This window comes from Arthrobacter sp. U41 (genome assembly GCF_007679325.1).
Lineage (GTDB): Bacteria > Actinomycetota > Actinomycetes > Actinomycetales > Micrococcaceae > Arthrobacter.
Genome location: NZ_VEGI01000001.1, coordinates 540,328 through 557,747 on the forward strand (window position 1 = coordinate 540,328; position 17,420 = coordinate 557,747).

The 17,420-nt window shown below is 67.3% G+C and carries 19 protein-coding genes, 2 tRNA genes and 1 other RNA gene; 11 read left to right on the forward strand and 11 right to left on the reverse strand.

Annotated features, from left to right (window positions below):
• Positions 1–21 precede the first annotated feature (21 nt).
• Together FS787_RS02500 and FS787_RS02505 are read right to left on the reverse strand one after the other, a co-directional pair.
• Positions 22–504 carry a DUF6993 domain-containing protein gene (locus FS787_RS02500; protein WP_260982361.1) on the reverse strand — a complete coding sequence of 161 codons (483 nt, stop codon included), beginning with the start codon at positions 502–504 and terminating at the stop codon, positions 22–24.
• Positions 505–534: 30 nt separating this feature from the next.
• Entirely contained in the window at positions 535–1,131 is a 597-nt protein-coding gene (locus FS787_RS02505) for a single-stranded DNA-binding protein (protein WP_144670748.1), read from the reverse strand.
• A 214-nt stretch (positions 1,132–1,345) separates the two neighbouring features.
• Here FS787_RS02505 and FS787_RS02510 point away from each other — a divergent pair.
• The 3 genes from FS787_RS02510 to FS787_RS02520 all read left to right on the forward strand — a co-directional run bounded on the left by FS787_RS02510 (position 1,346) and on the right by FS787_RS02520 (position 2,984).
• Positions 1,346–1,421: transfer RNA gene (locus FS787_RS02510), tRNA-Arg, on the forward strand.
• Between the two features lie 398 nt (positions 1,422–1,819).
• Entirely contained in the window at positions 1,820–2,341 is a 522-nt protein-coding gene (locus FS787_RS02515) for a lipopolysaccharide assembly LapA domain-containing protein (protein ID WP_144670750.1), read from the forward strand.
• A gap of 25 nt (positions 2,342–2,366) precedes the next feature.
• Positions 2,367–2,984, forward strand: a complete 618-nt coding sequence (locus tag FS787_RS02520) for a GNAT family N-acetyltransferase (RefSeq protein WP_144670752.1) — start codon at positions 2,367–2,369, stop codon at positions 2,982–2,984.
• 49 nt (positions 2,985–3,033) lie between these two features.
• Here FS787_RS02520 and FS787_RS02525 read toward each other — a convergent pair whose 3' ends face one another.
• Positions 3,034–3,336 carry a helix-turn-helix domain-containing protein gene (locus FS787_RS02525; RefSeq protein ID WP_144670754.1) on the reverse strand — a complete coding sequence of 101 codons (303 nt, stop codon included), beginning with the start codon at positions 3,334–3,336 and terminating at the stop codon, positions 3,034–3,036.
• Between the two features lie 66 nt (positions 3,337–3,402).
• Here FS787_RS02525 and map (FS787_RS02530) point away from each other — a divergent pair, with 66 nt between their 5' ends.
• Positions 3,403–4,185 carry a type I methionyl aminopeptidase gene (gene map / locus FS787_RS02530; RefSeq protein ID WP_144670756.1) on the forward strand — a complete coding sequence of 261 codons (783 nt, stop codon included), beginning with the start codon at positions 3,403–3,405 and terminating at the stop codon, positions 4,183–4,185.
• A 20-nt stretch (positions 4,186–4,205) separates the two neighbouring features.
• Here the strand turns inward: map (FS787_RS02530) and map (FS787_RS02535) are convergent, their stop codons facing one another.
• Positions 4,206–4,973, reverse strand: coding sequence for a type I methionyl aminopeptidase (gene map, locus FS787_RS02535; protein WP_144670758.1), 768 nt, complete (start codon positions 4,971–4,973; stop codon positions 4,206–4,208).
• Positions 4,974–5,017: 44 nt separating this feature from the next.
• Here map (FS787_RS02535) and FS787_RS02540 point away from each other — a divergent pair, with 44 nt between their 5' ends.
• Positions 5,018–5,698: a DNA alkylation repair protein gene (locus FS787_RS02540; protein WP_144670760.1), complete on the forward strand. Its 681-nt coding sequence runs from the start codon at positions 5,018–5,020 to the stop codon at positions 5,696–5,698.
• A 42-nt stretch (positions 5,699–5,740) separates the two neighbouring features.
• On the opposite strand, the gene mptB is transcribed toward FS787_RS02540, so the two are convergent.
• Complete coding sequence (mptB, locus tag FS787_RS02545) at positions 5,741–7,297, reverse strand: polyprenol phosphomannose-dependent alpha 1,6 mannosyltransferase MptB (RefSeq protein WP_186329072.1); 1,557 nt, start codon at positions 7,295–7,297, stop codon at positions 5,741–5,743.
• Positions 7,298–7,455: 158 nt separating this feature from the next.
• On the opposite strand from mptB, the gene orn reads away from it, so the two are divergent.
• The 4 genes from orn (at position 7,456) to def (ending at position 10,222) form a co-directional block, all read left to right on the forward strand.
• Positions 7,456–8,109, forward strand: a complete 654-nt coding sequence (gene orn / locus FS787_RS02550; RefSeq protein WP_144670764.1) for an oligoribonuclease — start codon at positions 7,456–7,458, stop codon at positions 8,107–8,109.
• 165 nt (positions 8,110–8,274) lie between these two features.
• Positions 8,275–8,347: transfer RNA gene (locus FS787_RS02555), tRNA-His, on the forward strand.
• A gap of 106 nt (positions 8,348–8,453) precedes the next feature.
• Positions 8,454–9,608 (forward strand): acyl-CoA dehydrogenase family protein, encoded by a 1,155-nt coding sequence (locus FS787_RS02560; RefSeq protein WP_186329073.1) that lies wholly within the window; start codon positions 8,454–8,456, stop codon positions 9,606–9,608.
• 41 nt (positions 9,609–9,649) lie between these two features.
• Complete coding sequence (def, locus tag FS787_RS02565; protein WP_144670766.1) at positions 9,650–10,222, forward strand: peptide deformylase; 573 nt, start codon at positions 9,650–9,652, stop codon at positions 10,220–10,222.
• A gap of 47 nt (positions 10,223–10,269) precedes the next feature.
• On the opposite strand, the gene FS787_RS02570 is transcribed toward def, so the two are convergent.
• The gene (locus tag FS787_RS02570; protein WP_144670768.1) at positions 10,270–10,974 is read right to left on the reverse strand and encodes an alpha/beta fold hydrolase; all 705 of its coding nucleotides are present in this window, start codon (positions 10,972–10,974) and stop codon (positions 10,270–10,272) included.
• Positions 10,975–11,055: 81 nt separating this feature from the next.
• Complete coding sequence (gene ppk2 / locus FS787_RS02575; RefSeq protein ID WP_260982362.1) at positions 11,056–11,946, reverse strand: polyphosphate kinase 2; 891 nt, start codon at positions 11,944–11,946, stop codon at positions 11,056–11,058.
• Between the two features lie 159 nt (positions 11,947–12,105).
• On the opposite strand from ppk2, the gene FS787_RS02580 reads away from it, so the two are divergent.
• The gene (locus tag FS787_RS02580) at positions 12,106–13,125 is read left to right on the forward strand and encodes a 1-phosphofructokinase family hexose kinase (protein ID WP_222124037.1); all 1,020 of its coding nucleotides are present in this window, start codon (positions 12,106–12,108) and stop codon (positions 13,123–13,125) included.
• On the opposite strand, the gene FS787_RS02585 is transcribed toward FS787_RS02580, so the two are convergent.
• From FS787_RS02585 to rnpB, 4 genes are all read right to left on the reverse strand, one after another.
• On the reverse strand, positions 13,043–13,846 hold the full coding sequence (locus tag FS787_RS02585) for an HNH endonuclease family protein (RefSeq protein WP_144670769.1): 804 nt from the start codon (positions 13,844–13,846) through the stop codon (positions 13,043–13,045). The genes FS787_RS02580 and FS787_RS02585 overlap by 83 nt on opposite strands.
• A gap of 99 nt (positions 13,847–13,945) precedes the next feature.
• Positions 13,946–14,155 carry a TolC family protein gene (locus tag FS787_RS02590; protein ID WP_144670770.1) on the reverse strand — a complete coding sequence of 70 codons (210 nt, stop codon included), beginning with the start codon at positions 14,153–14,155 and terminating at the stop codon, positions 13,946–13,948.
• 85 nt (positions 14,156–14,240) lie between these two features.
• Positions 14,241–15,737 (reverse strand): glyceraldehyde-3-phosphate dehydrogenase, encoded by a 1,497-nt coding sequence (locus FS787_RS02595; protein ID WP_144670771.1) that lies wholly within the window; start codon positions 15,735–15,737, stop codon positions 14,241–14,243.
• A gap of 288 nt (positions 15,738–16,025) precedes the next feature.
• An RNA gene (rnpB, locus tag FS787_RS02600) (RNase P RNA component class A) lies at positions 16,026–16,419 on the reverse strand.
• A gap of 110 nt (positions 16,420–16,529) precedes the next feature.
• Between rnpB and FS787_RS02605 the strand changes: the two genes are divergently transcribed.
• Positions 16,530–17,411 carry an SPFH domain-containing protein gene (locus FS787_RS02605; RefSeq protein WP_144670772.1) on the forward strand — a complete coding sequence of 294 codons (882 nt, stop codon included), beginning with the start codon at positions 16,530–16,532 and terminating at the stop codon, positions 17,409–17,411.
• The last annotated feature ends 9 nt before the right edge of the window (positions 17,412–17,420 follow it).

The following is a 17,420-nucleotide window of genomic DNA, read 5'->3' on the forward strand; positions in this document are numbered from 1 at the left end:
CCCGCCCCGGCGACACTGGACTCAGCCGGCCGCACCAACGAGGCAGCGGCCGTCGGCGAGCGGCGGAAGGAGTGAGGACGTAACGCGGCCGTTGCGAAGCTGCGCAACGATGCAGGTCCGTCCAGCGGTGACAGCCACTTCGACGGCGTCCGCGTCCAGGCCCGTGGGCGTCCGGCTGGCGGTGACCTCCACGCTGTCCGTGGGGAACCCGGCGTCTATCAGGGCTGAGCGGAGCTGCTCGCTAGCCGGCTTTCGGTTCGCGGCGGTCACGTTGTTGAGTGCGGCCTCAACCCGGGCTTTCGCGTCGGAGGTGGCCGCAGCCGGGGAGGCGCCACGCGACGCGGGGGATATTGCGTGGGCGGCAGCGCCGGGTGAAGCCTCAACCCGGGCGCCGGAGCTGGCCGGCGCCGAGCACGCCACCGTGAGCAGCAGAGCCAGCGCGAGGACCCCGAATTTGGCTGGGGCCGGCGCCGCCCTGTGGCCTATGGTCCGGTCTCGTTTCACCCGGCAATTCTGCCACTGCTTCGTGCCGGCTCAGGCGGCGGCCCCTTTCAGTTCGCCCGTCTCCTGGTCGAGTTCTTCCGCCTCGCCGCTGGCGTCATTGATGAAGATGGTGTGCGGTCCTGACCCGTCGGTGTCGTTGTCGTCGGGGTCATCGTCGGTGTCGTCGCTGTGCCCCGCGCGCGCCTGGTCATCCCCATCGGTCCCCTCACGGCTGCCGTCCTGGAAGGCCGCGGACGAAACGGACTGTCCGGCAGCGTCCTGGGGACCGTTGGCAGCCGTGCGGATGAAGTTGGCAGAGCCCCACATGAGGTCGTGGCCAACCGATTCGGCGGCGATTTCGGCCACGTGGTAAATCCGGCCGTCATTCTCCCAGCTCCTCATCTTGAGCCGTCCCATGACGATGACGCGCTGGCCCTTCTTGATGCTGCAACCGATGTTTCCGGCCAACTGACGATAGCCCTGGACGGTGAACCAGTTCGTGTTCCCGTCGATCCAGGTGCCCGTGGCGCGATCGTAGCGCCGGTCCGTTGAGCCCAGCCGGAACGACGCCGTCGCCACCCCGCCCGGCGTCGTCGAACTTTTGATCTCCGTGGCAACGAAGCCACGGACCGTGATGTTGTCACTCATTCTCATGTCCTGTCTCGAAATGTAGTGCCTAAGCAGGCTCCTTCAGCTTCGCGCCGGGGACAGAACTCCGCGAGAGCCCGGGGACGCCATGTGGATAACCAGGCGGCCCCGCCACAGCCAGCAGGCCCTCCGGGCACACCTGACAGCGGACGGGCACAGGGCACGGTAAGCTTTTTGAGGCGTCCCCGGCAGCAGCCGGGCGATACGCCGGTATGCCCCAGTAGCTCAGGGGATAGAGCAGCGGCCTTCTAATCCGCCGGTCGGGGGTTCGATTCCCTCCTGGGGCACCAGAGTGCGGCTCTGGCCTGCCGGAACCTCCCGCAGGCCAGAGCCGCGAACTCGGCCGGGTGAAAGCTCGCCCGGCGGCGAACGCACGATCCATCCGCCATCAGCTACCCGCCACGCACGGCGCGCCATGCTCGGGTTACGGCGCGTTGCCGGCAATGCTGGCCGGCCCGTCGCCAGGCATCCTTGGGCCGCGAGGCCCTTCGCGTCTGCCAGGCCAACAGCCCTCGAACTCCCAAACCCCGCACAATTCGGTGGCACCCTCAGCGGGACCCGCGCGGCGCTCCAGCGCCCACTCGCCTTTCCTCCCTCCGTTAGCGGTCAGCACGCTTAGTATTGAGTTGACTGGCAGGACAGCAGGGAACCCTGTGCGCCCTGCCCGCAAGCGAAAGGTACGGCCGCCATGACCCAGACTCCCCGCGAATTCGATCCCCAAGATCCCAACCACGACTTGACCGCCCCGTATCCGGAGCAGGCTGACGCCCGGCAAGGGTCCGCTGGGGCGGGGCAGCTCGCCGAGCGCCCGGCCGGCGGAACCGATCTGGTGTCCGGGGCCACCGGTGCCGCGACTCCTGCCGCAGGCGCCGAGACGCCGCGCGAAGAAGCTCCGCGGACAGAGACGCCCGCCCAGGCCCCGGAACCGCGCCAGGTGACCCGCGCTGGAATGGTCTGGGCCGCGGTGGCCAGCGCACTAGTGGTGCTGATCCTGCTCATCGCGTTCATCCTGCAGAACCAGGAATACGTGCTGGTGAAGTTCTTCGGACTGGAAGGCTCGGTCCCGCTCGGGATTGCGCTGTTCATCGCAGCGGTCGGGGGCGGCGTCCTGGTTGCCATCGCCGGAGCCGCCCGCATCATCCAACTCCGGCGCGCGGCGCACCGAGCGCGCGTAAGCCGACAGGCAAGCCAGGGAACACCCGCACGCTGACACCTGCCGGCGCTGGCCTGTTCCCATGAACGCAGAACCTACCCGGCCACCCGCTGTCACCACCGCGGCAGCCGACTGGCCCGACGTCGAGCGTCTCTTCGGCGTCCGGGGCGAGCCGTCGCGCTGCTGGTGCCGTTTCTTCGCCCTCACCGGACCGGAGTGGGCGGCTTCCACCCCGGAACAGCGGAAGATCCAGCTACGGGACAAGTTCGACGGCGGCGCACCGGCCCCGGGCGTGCTGGCTTTCCGCGACGGGAACCCCGTGGGCTGGTGCGCGGTGGAACCCCGCGGTTGCTCCCCTCGGATCCTGCGCTCGAAAGTTCTGGCAGCGGCGGACCCGGAGGTGGCCCGCGACCATGGGAGCCAAGTGTGGTCGGTCACGTGCTTCGTGGTCTCCCCCGGCCACCGCCGCACTGGCGTGGCGCAGGCGCTGCTGGCGGCCGCCGTCGGGCACGCCTTCGCCCACGGCGCCGAAGTGGTGGAGGGTTATCCCGTCGATCGCGGACAACGGCCCAAGGCCGGCCCGGCCGACCTTTATCACGGCACCCTGGGCCTCTTCCTGTCGGCAGGGTTCGACGTGGCAAGCGAAGCGGTGCCAGGGCGCGCAGTTGTCCGGTTGGCGGCGCCCGGACCGGCCGCGTAAGCGGCCACCCAACTAGCCGCGGCGTTCCCCTTTGCTGCGGGGATAAGACCTACGAGGCCAACCGCTCCCGTGTGCCGTGGCCGGAGCTGACAGGTGTGCTCCCGCGTCCGGGCGGGTTGATCTCTGCCCATACCGCGTCGAGTGAGAGACCGAGGACATCGGCGATCGCCGCGATGGTCGGGAAGGCAGGGGTCGCTACCCGGCCCGTCTCGATTTTCCGGAGGGTCTCCGGTGAGACATGCGCCTCGAGCGCGGTCTCGAGCATCGAGCGCTCTCCCCTGGCGCGACGCAGCAGGGCGCCGAGGCGCTGTCCGCGCTCGACCTCTTCGGGTGTGAGTGGCAATCTGACCATGGCTCCGATTCTAGTACCGGGATAATATGGCCGGGATAGTTATTGGTTTCATGAGAAAGGCACCGCATGATCGAGATCCTGAACGCCACGGAACTGGCCCGTGCAAGAGAGGCTGGTGCCCTGGTCGCTCACATCCTGCAGACGCTGAAGAGCCGCAGCGAGGTGGGCACGAACCTCCTGGACATCGGCCGCTGGGCCCAGGCCATGATCACCGAGGCCGGAGCACTGTCCTGCTACGTCGACTATGAGCCATCGTTCGGACGCGGGCCGTTCGGACACTACATCTGCACGGCCGTCAACGACGCCGTCCTCCACGGACTGCCCCACGACTACACGCTAGCCGACGGCGACCTGCTGACACTCGACCTCGCCGTCTCCAAAGGCGGAGTCGCTGCCGACGCCGCCATCAGCTTCATCGTGGGCGGCTCGCAGCCTCCGGAGAGCGTCGCGATGATCAGCGCGACCGAACGCGCCTTGAGCGCCGGCATAGCAGCTGCCGTGCCCGGAGCCCGAATCGGAGACATCTCCCATGCAATCGGCCTGGTCCTCAGCGCGGCCGGGTATCCGATCAACACCGAGTTCGGAGGTCATGGCATTGGATCAACGATGCACCAGGATCCCCATGTCCCAAACACCGGACGGCCCGGCCGTGGATACAAACTGCGCCCCGGGCTGCTGCTCGCACTGGAACCGTGGGTCATGGCCGACACCGCCGAACTGATCACCGACGCCGACGGGTGGACGCTCCGAAGTGCGACAGGCTGCCGGACCGCCCACACTGAGCACACAATCGCCATCACCAGCGACGGAGCCGAGATCCTGACCCTGCCGAAGCACGGGCAACCTTAGGGCCGACCGATTCCGGCGCCTCAGGGCAGGGTCAGGATGACCGGCCCGTCCTTCGTGATGGCCACGGTGTGCTCGCTGTGGGCGGCCCGGCGGCCGTTGGCCGAGCGGAGGGTCCATTCGTCGTCGTCGTGGACGTAGTCGTCCTTGCCGCCCAGGATCAGCATCGGCTCGATCGCGATGACCAGGCCTTCGGTCAGCTTGATGCCGCGGCCGGGCCGGCCGTCGTTGGGGACGTGGGGCTCTGCGTGCATGGTCTTGCCGATTCCGTGCCCGCCGTGGTCCGCCAGCAGCCCGTAGCCGGCGCGGCGCGAGGCCCCGCCGATCGCGTAGCCCAGGTCCCCCATCTTGTTCCCGATCCGGGCCGCCTCGACGCCGCGGGCCAAGGCGCCCTCGGTGGCATCGATCAGGGCGTGGTCCACCGGGTCCGCTGCACCCACGATGAAGCTGATCGCCGCGTCCCCGCACCAGCCCTCAAGAAACGCGCCGCAGTCGACGCTGAGCAGGTCACCGTCCTGTAGCCGGTAGTCGTTGGGGATGCCGTGCACTACGGCGTCGTTGACCGACGTGCAGATCACTCCGGGGAAGGGCACTGAGGCCCACCGCGGTTTGTAGTTCAGGAAGGCCGGTGTGGCCCCGGCATCGGCAATGGTCGCGGCAGCCAGCTGGTCCAGTTCCGAGAGGGATACGCCGACGGCGGCCGCCTCCCGGACGCGTTCCAGCGTGTTCGCCACCACCCTGCCGGCCTCGCGCATCAGGGCAATCTCGGCCGGGCTCTTGATCATCGACATGCGTCCAACTCTAGGGCCCGCCGTCGCGTCGCTAAAGTTGCCCCATGGCCAACGCTGCACTGATGTCCGCGATCCGAACGCGGCTGCACCGTGCCGCCGACCCGGACCGGGCGGCAGGTGCGCAGGCTTACCTGAAATCCGAGATGCCCTCGCTGGGCGTCCGGGTGCCGGACGTCCGGCGGATCGTCAGGGCAGCATCCCGGGAACTGCCACCCGCTTCACTCCCGGAATTGCGGTCCACCGTGCTGGCGCTGTGGCGGGAAGCCGGCTGGCGGGAGGAACGCTATGCGGCCATCGACCTCACAGGCCTGCGGCTGGCGGCCGGTGAGTGGAGCATGCTGCCGGTCTACGAGGAAATCATCCGCAGCGGCGCCTGGTGGGATCTGGTGGACGGCGTCTCGCACCGGCTTTGCGAGCTGCTGCAGACCCATCGGGAGGACATGTCCATTGTGCTTCGCCGCTGGAGCACGGACCCGGATCTATGGATCCGGCGGGCCGCCATCACGGCGCAGCTGGGAGCCAAATCGGAGACGGATCCCGCCCTGCTCGAGGCCGTCGTCGAACCTAACCTGGCCGATCCGGAGTTCTTCATCAGGAAGGCGATCGGCTGGGCCCTGCGTGACTTCGGCGGCACGGACCCGGAGTGGGTCCGGGACTTCGTGGCACGGCACGGCGGGGCGCTGAGCCCGCTGTCCCGCCGGGAGGCCCTGCGCAAAATCACGTGAGGGCGGAACGTTCGGATGAGCAGGAACTCAGATAAGTGGGCCTCAGATGACCGGGCGGGTGGTGACCGGTTCCTCGGACTTGCTGAAGAGCATCTTGGTTTTTGGGTCGAGGAAGATCAGGTACAGGGCGAACAGCAGGGCGATGACCGCCGCTGCGTTGCGGGCCAGCGCCAGGGCGAGTCCCAGGTCCGCGGTCTGCAGGTAGGGGAAGACTTCCAGCTGATCCGAGATCGCGTAGACCATAAAGAACGACACGATGAAGTACAGCGCCTTGACCTGCCAGTCGTCCCGGATGCCCGTGACGGCGAAGAGCGGAATGAGCCAGACGACGTACCAGGACTGGATCATCGGGGCGAGGACCACGACGGCGGCGAACGCCAGCGTGAGGCGGCGGATCAGCCGATCGTAGTCGCCGCGGAAAATCAGGAATGCGATGATACCGACCGCCAGCAGCTTGCCGGCGTCGTAGACCCACTTGGCCAGCCCCCACCCGTCGAGTCCGAAAGCGTTGAAGATGGACGCGACCACCAGCCCCAGCAGGCCCACCGGCGCGTACCAGATCCAGATGCTGCCCGGGGCGGAGAGCCCGTTGATCCAGCCGAAACCGAAGCCGTTGACCATGCTCATGGCGTACAGCATGCCCAGGCTGAAACCGGCAGTGAGCCCCCAGAAAACAAACTTCCGCGGCCAGCTGGCGCCCTTCCCCGCCCACAGCAGGCCGATGAACGGCAGGAAGACGATGGTGATGGGCTTGACCGAGATGGACAGGGTTACCAGGACCAGGCCGAGGATGACCCGCCGGGTGGCGCAGTAGTACAGCCCGGCCAGGGCCAGGCCGATCATCAGGGCGTCGTTGTGGACGCTGGCGATGAAGTTCGTGAGGAACAGCGGGTTGGCGGCGGTGAGCCACAGGGCGCGGTGCGGGTTGACCCCGTGCAGTTCGGCGAGCTTGGGCACGTAGATGATGCACAGCACAATCCCGACCAGCGCGGCGAGGCGGAACAGCATGATGCTGGCTTCCGGGTGCACGTTGGTGGACCAGACCACAAACTGCTCGATCCAGAGGAACAGCTGGCCGTACGGCACGGGTGCCTCGGTCCACATCTTGTCTGCCCCGAGCTGGAAGTAGTTCGACAGCGCCGAAATGCCGTTTTCGTAGGGGTTGAAACCCTCCACCATCAGCCTGCCCTGCCCGATATAGGCGTAGACGTCACGGCTGAACAGCGGGACCGAGAACATCAGGGGCAGCCCCCAGAGGACAACTGCCTGCAGCGTGGCCTTGCGGGCCTCCGCTCCCCAGACCCGCACGCGCTGGCCGAGCCTCAGCCAGGCCCGGACCAGGAGCATCCCGCCGACGGCGAGCAGAACAATACACAGGCCGACGCCGACCGCTTCCGTGCGCATCCAGATGAACAGGGGAACCCGGCGGAGCTCGGAGGCCGGGGCAAGCCAGCCGACGCCCAGTGAACCGATCGCCATAAAGAGCGAGCCGACGAATCCGGCCAGCAGCGGTGAACGGGCGTTGTCCACGTCCGCAACTGCCGCGTCCGGGGACGTGCCGGCAGCCGTTTTCCCTGCCGCAGGCACAGGCGCCGTCATCTCAGGATCGTCCAATCTGTTGTGGGGCTCATCTCTGCCCTCAGCCGGCCGAAAATAGAGGCCCGGGGCACGCCGCGGGGGCGAAAAATTTCACGACCCGCGTACCGGGAATCCTAGCATCGGACCGCCCGGGGGCGACGAAACGGTAGGCTGGGCGGGTGCCTATTTCTAATGAACGCATCGTCTGGATCGACTGCGAAATGACCGGCCTGGACACCATCAACGACGCCCTGATCGAGGTGGCCGCGCTGGTGACGGATTCGGAGCTCAATATCCTCGGTGAGGGCGTCGACGTCGTCATCAAGCCCGACGACGCGGCCCTGGCGCAGATGAACGACTTCGTCCGCGACATGCACACCCGGTCCGGGCTGTTGGCGGAGCTTCCGCACGGAAAAACCATGGCGGAGGCCCAGGCCATCGTCCTGGACTACATCAAGAAGTGGGTCCCGGATCCCAAGAAGGCGCCGCTGGGCGGCAACTCCGTGGGCACCGACCGAGTTTTCCTGGTCCGTGACATGCCCGAACTGGTGGAGCACCTGCACTACCGGGTCATTGACGTGAGCACCATCAAGGAACTTTCCCGGCGCTGGTACGCCCGGGCTTATTTCCAGTCCCCCGCCAAGCTCGGCGGCCACCGGGCCCTCGGCGACATCCAGGATTCCATTGACGAGCTGCGGTATTACCGGGAGGCCGTCTTCGTCCCGGCCCCGGGGCCGGACAGTGCCACCGCCCAGCGGATCGCCAAAAAGGTTATGGGCACTGCGGACGAAACGGCGCCGATCCAGGCGTCCTCCGGGACACCGGCGCCGTAGCGCCTGCGACTTCGCGGCTCACCTCCGGATGTAATCTCCGCCACGTTTTGCGGAAAACTTTGGCGAAAACCCGGAAAGTGGCAAAAGCAGCCCCGAAGAGCAGGTAAGCTATTTGTCGTTGCCTTTTCAGCCCGCCGGTTCACCGGAGGGCAGGCGCGGCACATGGTGGGCGTAGCTCAGTTGGCAGAGCGCCTGGTTGTGGTCCAGGAGGTCGCGGGTTCAACCCCCGTCGCTCACCCTCATGAAGGACGGCAGTGATTGTTCGACCTTAGACGAAGGCCGTACCGGATATCCGGTGCGGCCTTTGTTGTCTGTCCGTGGAACCGTGAAGGGAACAAAACGCCTTGAAGCGCACGCTGTTTGAAGAAGATCACGAGATGTTCCGTGAGATGGCCGCCGAGTTCAACACACGTGCCGTCGCCCCGCACTACGCCCGGTGGGACGAGGACCACATGATGTCCCGGGAGCTGTGGACGTCCGCCGGCGAGCAGGGACTGCTGGGCCTGGCCGTTCCGGAGGAGTTCGGCGGCATGGGCATGGTTGACTACCGCTTCCGCGCCGTGCTGGATGAGGAGTTCGCCAGGAGCAACCACCTCGCCGTAGGCCTGGCCTTCCACCTGCACGATGACATGGTCCTCCCCCACCTGCTGGCCTACGGCTCCGAGGATCTCAAGAGCCGCTGGCTGCCCGGCATGGTCTCCGGCGGGAACGTCACCTCCATCGCGTGGACCGAGCCCGGCGCGGGTTCGGACCTCCGCGGCGTCCGCACCAAGGCGGTGCGCGACGGCGACGACTGGCTGATCAGCGGCCAGAAGACGTTCATCGGCAACGGCATCTCCGGGAACGCGTCCCTGGTCCTGGCGCGCACCGACGGCAGCACCGGCCGTGGAAAGCATGACTCGTTCTCCCTGTTTATGGTCGGCAAGGGCGAGGGCTACAACACGGGCAAGCAGCTGGACAAGATGGGACTCAAGGCCTCCGATACGGCCGAGCTGTTCTTCGACAACGTCCGGGTCCCGCACGCGGACCTCGTGGGCGAAGAGGGCAAGGGCCTGCAGTACGCCGCAGAGCAGCTCCCCCAGGGCCGGCTCGCGATCGCGGTGGCAAGCTCCGCCGTCGTCCGTGCCATCTACGAGGCAACGGTGCGCTACACGAAGGACCGGAACGCCTTCGGTGAGCGGGTCATCGACTTCCAGAACACCCGCTTCGAACTGGCGGACATGCTCACCGAGGTCGAGGTCACCGAAACGTACGTGGACCAGGCGATCCGGGCGTTCAACGCCGGAGAGCTCGACGCCGCCTCCGCTGCCCGCGCGAAGCTGTGGGCGTCCGAACGCGCCAAGTCCGTCACCGATCGCTGCCTCCAGTTGCACGGCGGGTACGGCTACATCCTGGAATACCCCGTGGCGCAGGCCTTCCTGGCCGCACGGCTGCTGACCATCTTCGGCGGCACCAACGAAATCATGCGCGACGTCGTCGGCCGCACCATCGCCGACTGACCCGCCCGGCAACAGCAACAGCAACAGAGGAACTTCCTGACATGACCGTCCTGCCCATCACGATCTGGGGCGAACCCGTGCTGCACCGCCGGGCCGCCGACGTTGAAGTCTTCGACGACGAGCTCCGGACCCTGATCGCCGACATGTTCGAGACCAACGACGCCGCCAACGGCGTCGGTCTCGCCGCGCCGCAGGTGGGGGTCGGCAAACGGCTCTTCGTCTATAAGTTCGACAACGACGACGGCGCCCCGCCGTCCGGCGTCGTCGTCAACCCGGTGCTGACGCTTTCCAAGGTCTCCGGCGCGCTGCCGGATCCGGATGAGGAAGAAGAGGGCTGCCTGTCCTTCCCGGGCGGGCAGTTCCCGCTCAAACGCGCGGAGTGGGCCCGCGTGCAGGGCTTCGACGGGGACGGCAGCCCGGTCGATTTCGAGGCGACCGGCTGGTTCGCCCGGGTCATCCAGCACGAATATGACCACCTCGACGGCAAGCTCTACGTCAACCGCCTCCTCGACCGTTACGCCCGCAAGGCCATGAAACTGGCCAAGAAGAGCGGCTGGGGCGTCCCGGGGCTGACCTGGATGCCGGGCGTGGACCCTGACCCGTTCGGCCACTAGGGCCCTTCACCCGGGTCCGCCACCAGGTTCCTCACGTGGGTCCCGGTTCACCCCTCCCGGTCCACAGCGGCCAGGATCGCCGCGCCCAGCTCCGCCGGCTTGGTGAACTGCGGCCAGTGCCCGGTGGGAAGGTCCACGTAGTCGACGTCGCGGACGCGCCCGAGTTCCGCCACGTACGGATGGCCGCCGGCGATCATTTCGGTGAGCATTGACGACGGGAACTCGCAGGCGATAATGGTCGCCGGGACGTCGTAACGGCGCTCGTCGTTCAGCCGCTGCTGGTCCTGGGCCACGCCTTTGGGCTGCGGGATGGCACGGGCCCGGAACATGGACCGCAGCTCCTCGTCGAGGTCGGTGAGGTCTTCGTCCTCGAACAGCTCCCACGGCGGAAGCGGCACCGCGTCCCCGTCGTCCGGCAGGTCGTCGTTGATGACACCGCCGTCTCCCAGCGGTCCGCTGTCCACGTAGATGGCACGGACCACCCGCTCCGGGCGGGCGTCCACTGCGCCGTGGATGATGGCGCCGCCGCCCGAGTGGCCCACCAGGACCACGGGGTCATCGAACGCGTCGATCTTCGCCACCACGGCGTCGATGTGGGTGCGCAGGCCGATGCCGGCCCGCGGCGGGTCGGCCGATTCCAGCCCGGGCAGGGTCAGCGGGTGGACCTGATGTCCGGCCGCGACCAGCGGCGGGGTCACCTCCTCCCACGATGAGGCGTCCAACCAGAAACCGGGTACCAGGATGATGTCCATGCCGGTACCCTACCTTCCCGGTCCGACGAAACGGCACCGGAGCGGGGAAATGCCGGCCAGTGGATTTCCTGGCTGCTCCCGTTATCCCTCGTCCGGCTTCTCGAGCTTCGCGGCGTGGTCCGGGACGTACCGGAACAGCTCCCGGGGCGGGCGCGTGTAGTTGACGGCCTTGGGCCGTTCCGGCAACGTCACCGGTTCCGTCCGCACTTCGGTGTAGTCGATGCTGGAGAGCAGATGGGCGATCATGTTGATCCGGGCCCGGCGTTTGTCCTCGGCCTCCACCACGTACCAGGGCGATTCGGCGGTGTCGGTCTGCATGAACATGTCGTCCTTGGCCCGCGAGTAGTCTTCCCAGCGGAGAATCGCGTCCCGGTCCATCGGGGAGAGCTTCCATTGCCGCATGGGATCATCCAGCCGCGATTTGAACCGCCTCTCCTGTTCCGCGTGGCTGATGGAGAACCAGTATTTGAAGAGCAGGATGCCGTCCTGGATCAGCAGCCGCTCAAAGACGGGGCATTGGGCCATAAAGCGCTTGTGTTCGGCAGGGGTGCAGAATCCCATGACATGTTCGACGCCGGCCCGGTTGTACCAGGAGCGGTCCATCAGGACGATCTCGCCCGCGGCCGGAAGATGCGCCACATAGCGCTGGAAATACCATTCGCCCCGCTGCCGATCCGTCGGGGCGGGCAGCGCCACGATGCGGGCCGCGCGCGGATTCAGGTACTCGGTGACCCGCTTGATCGCGCTGCCCTTGCCGGCGGCGTCACGCCCTTCGAAGATCACCAGCACCCGCGCGCCCGAACTGCGGACCCATTCCTGCAGCGCGACGAGCTCGGCCTGGAGCCGGAAGAGTTCCGCCTCATAGAGGCCAAGGGGCAGCCGCGAGGACTTGCGCCCCCGGCCCTTGCCCTTGCCCTTGCCCTTGCCCTTGCCCGAACCTGCGTTGCCGGAGCCGCCTTTTTCATGTGCCATGGTTCCCGTCCCGTTCCTTGCGGCGTGGCGGGCTTTCTGCCGCCGGTCCTGCCGCGCTCATTCTCGCCGAGCGGTTGATTGCCCACAAGGGGACGGCGGACCCGGGACAGCTGCGGCCCCGTGCTCCTATGCTGGGGCCATGGAAGCCCCGGAAGGAGCATGATGCAGCCCATACTCACGCTCACCGTCAACCCCGCGCTGGACGTGAGCACCGCAACGGAGCGTGTTTTCAGCGGCCACAAACTGCGCTGCGGCGCCAGCCGCCTTGACCCGGGCGGCGGGGGCGTAAACGTGTCCCGGGTGGTGCAGCGCCTCGGCGGGCGGACACTGGCGGTCTACACCGCCGGCGGGCCCACCGGAGAGGCGTACCGCCGCCTCATCGAGGCCGAACGCATCCCCACCCTGGCGGTGCCCATCCAGGGCAGTACGCGCGAGGACTTCACGGTGGACGAGACCACGACCGGCAAGCAGTTCCGCTTTGTGCTGCAGGGTCCCGAGTTGAGTGAGCCCGAGTGGCGCCTGTGCCTGGCGCTGGTGGCGGATTCGCTGCCCGTGGGCGGATACGTTGTGGCCAGCGGCAGCCTGCCGCCGGGGGTCCCGGACGATTTCTACGCCCGGGTGGCCCGGCTGGCGCGCCGGCATGACGCCCGCTGCATTGTGGACGCCTCCGGCCCGGCCCTGGCCGAAGCCCTCGCTGAGGGGGTTTTCCTGGTGAAGCCGAGCCGGCGGGAGCTGGGGCTGCACTTCGGCACAACGCTGGAAAGCGGCGAGAGCCAGGTTGAGGCGGCCGCCGGGCTGGTCGCGGACGGGTCCGCGGAGCACGTCGCCCTGACCCTGGGCGGGGAGGGTGCCATTCTGGCCTCGAAGTCCGGGATCCTCCGGCTGGCCGTCCCGGACGTGGAGGTGCGCAGCACCGTCGGGGCGGGCGACAGCTTCCTGGCCGCTTTTGTCCTCCGCCTGGCCCAGGGCCGCACCCTCGCGGAGGCGCTCCGGGCCGCCGTCGCCGCCGGAAGTGCCACCGTCACCACCGCTGCCACCGAACTCTGCCACCGCGAGGACGTGGAGCGGCTGGAGGCGGGGCTCGCGGCCGGGCAGCCTACTGAGCCTCGGGAACAACCGTCTGCTGCGCGGGGCAGCCGGCGAGGATCCGTTTCATCGCGTCCTTCTCTGCCGGAGTGACCCACAGCCGGTAGGCGGCCTTGACAGAGATCTGCCGGGCAACGTAGTGGCAGCGGAAGTTTTTGTTGGGCGGCAGCCAGGTGGCGGCGTCGGACGCGCTTTTGTCCTGGTTGGCGGGGCCGTCGACGGCGATCAGGTTCAGCGGATCGTTCGCCAGGTGCTCGCGCTGCGCCGGCGTCAGTTGCTGGGCGCCTTTTTGCCAGGCATCGCCCAGGGCCACGACGTGATCGATCTGCACTGCCTTGCTGCTCGCGGATCCCCGGCGGAAGGTGAGCTGGCGGCCGGTGTAGGGTTCCCGGAACGTGCCGGCGTCCACCCGGCAGCGGGATTCCTCGGTGAATTCGGCGCCGGAAAGGTCCCGGCGGAGGATGTCGTTGCGGGTATCGCAGCCGTTGCGGTCCACGTCCAGCCAGGCCTCGCCGTATGCGCTCCGGTCGTAATTGTCCTTGGCTGCGCGGCCTTTGACGGGGATCGTCTCCAGCAGCGCCGCTGCGGGGCCCCGCGGAACGGGACGCACGGAAGGGACCGCGTTCATCCAGCCGGCCGCCAGCACGGAAACCTCGCTGGGACCGTCCGCCGGCGGCCCGACGGCGGCAAACTGCCCGGCGGTGAAGAACCAGCCCAGACCCACGACGACGGCGAGGGCCGCGGCGGCCAGCAGGGCCCACGCCTGGCGGGACCGGCGTCGTTCCTTCCGGTACTCCGCCCAGGTGAGCGTCATCCCGGGCCCGGGGCGGGGCGAATTCTCTCCACCCCCGAAGCCTAGGCCGCTCCCCCGGCACCCCGGGGGTTGTCCACAGTGTGGAGGACGGGTGCCTTGTCAGTTCTCCTTGGTCACCCGCATCAGGTCTTCGTTGGCGAGGGCCAACAGCGATTCAAGCTGCTGGACCCGCGCCTCGTCCACGTCACCAGCCGCGTACTTGGCGCGGGCGTCGTCGAGGAGCCGTTTGGCTTCCTTGGCGTTCCGGCGCGCGACGTCCAGCGCATGTTCCAGGGTGGTTTCGTGCTCCACTGCCGAGTTCTGTTCCATTGCACCATTGTGGAGCCCTTTCCCGGCCGATTCCAGAGGCGTCGGCCGGGAAAGACAGAACGGAACAGAATTCAGTCGTGGGATCTCAGGCGTCCACCTTGACGGGAAGGCCGGCCGCTTCCAGGGTGGCGGCAGCGTCTTTGGCGGGGAACGACGGCGGGTTCACGCCGGCCATTTCCTCCATCACGCGGACCACCTGGCAGCTGTAGCCGAACTCGTTGTCGTACCAGACGTAGAGAACCAGGTTCTTGTCGTTGGAGATCGTGGCGAGCCCGTCGACGATGCCGGCGCGGCGCGAGCCGACGAAGTCGGTGGAAACCACCTCGGGCGAATCGATGTAGTCGACCTGCTTGCGGAGGTCCGAGTGCAGCGACATTTCCCGCAGGTAGTCGTTGACCTCGTCCTTGGTGGTGCCGTTTTCCAGGCTCAGGTTCAGGATGGCCAGCGACACGTCCGGGGTGGGGACGCGGATGGAGCTGCCGGTGAGCTTGCCCAGCAGTTCGGGCAGCGCCTTGGCGACGGCCTTGGCGGCGCCGGTCTCGGTGATGACCATGTTCAGCGCGGCGGAGCGTCCGCGGCGGTCGCCCTTGTGGAAGTTGTCGATCAGGTTCTGGTCGTTGGTGAACGAGTGGACCGTCTCCACGTGGCCGTGCACCACGCCGTACCGGTCGTTGATGGCCTTGAGCACGGGGGTGATGGCGTTGGTGGTGCAGGAGGCTGCCGAAACAATCGTGTCCGAGTCGGTGATGGTGCCGTGGTTGATGCCGTGCACGATGTTCTTCAGCTCACCCTTGCCCGGAGCCGTGAGCAGGACCCGGGATACGCCCTTGCTCTGCAGATGCTGGGACAGGCCCTCGGCGTCGCGCCAGCGTCCCGTGTTGTCAACCACCAGGGCGTCGTGGATGCCGTATGCGGTGTAGTCCACCGTGGCGGGGTTGTCCGAGTAGATGACCTGGATCTGCACGCCGTTGGCGGTGATGGTGTCGTTGTCGAGGTCCACCTTGATGGTGCCCTCGAAGGAGCCGTGAACCGAGTCGCGGCGCAGCAGGCTGGCCCGCTTGGCGAGGTCGTTGTCCGAACCGCGGCGCACCACGATGGCGCGCAGGCGCAGGCCATGGCCGCCACCGGCCTTTTCGATCAGGAGGCGGGCCAGGAGCCGGCCGATGCGGCCGAAGCCGTAAAGGACAACGTCGGTGCTGGTGCGGTCGTCGCCGCCGCGCTTGCCCACGACGTCGGCGAGTTCGGCCCGGAGGAACTCATCCAGGGTGGCACCGTTGCCTTCGGCGCGGTACTTCTCGGTGAGGCGCGCAATGTCGATGGCCGCGGCGCCGAGCTCCAGCTTGGTCAGGGCATCCAGTAGCGGGGCGGTCTCTTCGAGGCGCAGTTCTTCCTTGCTCATCCGGCGGGCGAAGCGGTGCGCCTTGAGGATGTTCATGGTGGACTTGTTGATCAGGCTGCGGCCGTGGATGGAGGTGACCACGTTGTTTTCCCGGTACAGCCGGCCGATCACCGGAATCATGGCCTCGGCGAGCGCCTCCCGGCCCATCCACGTATCAAGACAAGAATCTGACGTCTGGCTCACAGAAATACCTTCCTAGAATCCACCACATACGACGTCGTATGCGGAAGTCGGCGGCCGGAGGTTCTCCGGCACCTCGGCGCCGGGGATTCGGTCCACCCCGGGCGCCTGTCGAGCAAAGAAAAGCCGCCGACTGCGAACGCAGACCCGGCGGCAGAACTTCTACGTTCACCATTCATTCTACGGGCGGCCCGGCGGGGTCGAATGCCCGGTGACGCGTGAAATGACTCACATGGGCCCCGGCCGCCCGGGATTGGGGCACCGGGGGACGCAGAGTCGCGGCGGTGTGGGTGGATGGGTTGACCGATACGCCGGGTTCTGTGTTCCCGTGCCGTTACCAGCACAGGAGTAGCGGCCATCCATCTACGAACGCCGTTGCCGACGCCCTCCAGCAGCCTACCCGGACACTCGGGCGGGCAGCCCTCAAACGTGTCCTGTCTGGCCTTGCTCCGGGTGGGGTTTACCTAGCCTTCCCGGTCACCCGGGAAGCTGGTGGTCTCTTACACCACCGTTTCACCCTTACCTGCCCTGCGGCCCGTGCAAGCACACGCCGCATGCAGGCGGTCTGTTCTCTGTGGCACTGGCCTGCGGGTTACCCCGAGTGGGCGTTACCCACCACCCTGCCCTGCGGAGCCCGGACGTTCCTCGAGCCACTTACGTGACGCGCGGCCGCCTGGTCAACCCATCCGCCGTCCATTCTACGGTCTCCCCCGGCGGAGCCCTCCCACCGCGTATTTTGGGGCGGCCGGTGGGAGAATTGGAGAAGTATTCCTGCTATTCAAGGAAACGATTTAAATGAACTGGACAGCCATCATCATCTGGGCCCTCGCCATCATCCTGGTACTCGTTCTCGCCAAGATGTCGATCAAGATTGTCCGCCAGTATGAACAAGGCGTCCTGTTCCGGCTGGGCCGGGTGGTCGCGGTCCGGATGCCCGGCCTGCGGTTTATCATCCCGGTGGTGGACCGGCTTCAGCTGGTGAGCCTGCGGATCGTGACAATGCCGATCCAGTCACAAGGGATCATCACCCAGGACAACGTCAGCGTCGACATCTCGGCAGTGGCCTATTACCGGGTGGTCAATGCCGTGAAGTCCGTCGTTGCGATCGAAGACGTCGCGGCGGCCATCAACCAGATCGCCCAGACCACCCTGCGGAAGGTGGTGGGCCGGCACAGCCTGGACCAGACGCTGTCCGAGACCGAGCGGATCAACAGCGACATCCGGGAAATCCTGGACGCCCTCACGCTGGAATGGGGCGTCGAAGTGACGCTCGTTGAACTCAAGGACATCCAGCTCCCGGACAGCATGAAGCGGGCGATGGCCCGGCAGGCGGAGGCCGAGCGGGAGAAGCGGGCCAAGATCATCGCGGCCGAAGGGGAGGCGATCGCCGCCGTGGCGCTTGGCGCGGCATCAGACACGATGATGGCCCACCCCGTCGCCCTGCAGTTGCGGAATCTTCAGTCCCTCGTGGAGATCGGGGTGGACAAAAACTCAACCGTCGTCTTCCCCGCGCCCTTGATGAGCACCATCGCTGAACTGGCCGCCTTTCTGGCACGCGAGGACCACGCAGCCAAGACAGGGATTGCAGGAATGTCGGCCACGCCACCGGCGGAGCCACCCGCGGAGTTAACCGCGCCACCGGCGGATTCGCCGGCGCCACCATTTAGGGCCGCGTAGCCTGCGGCC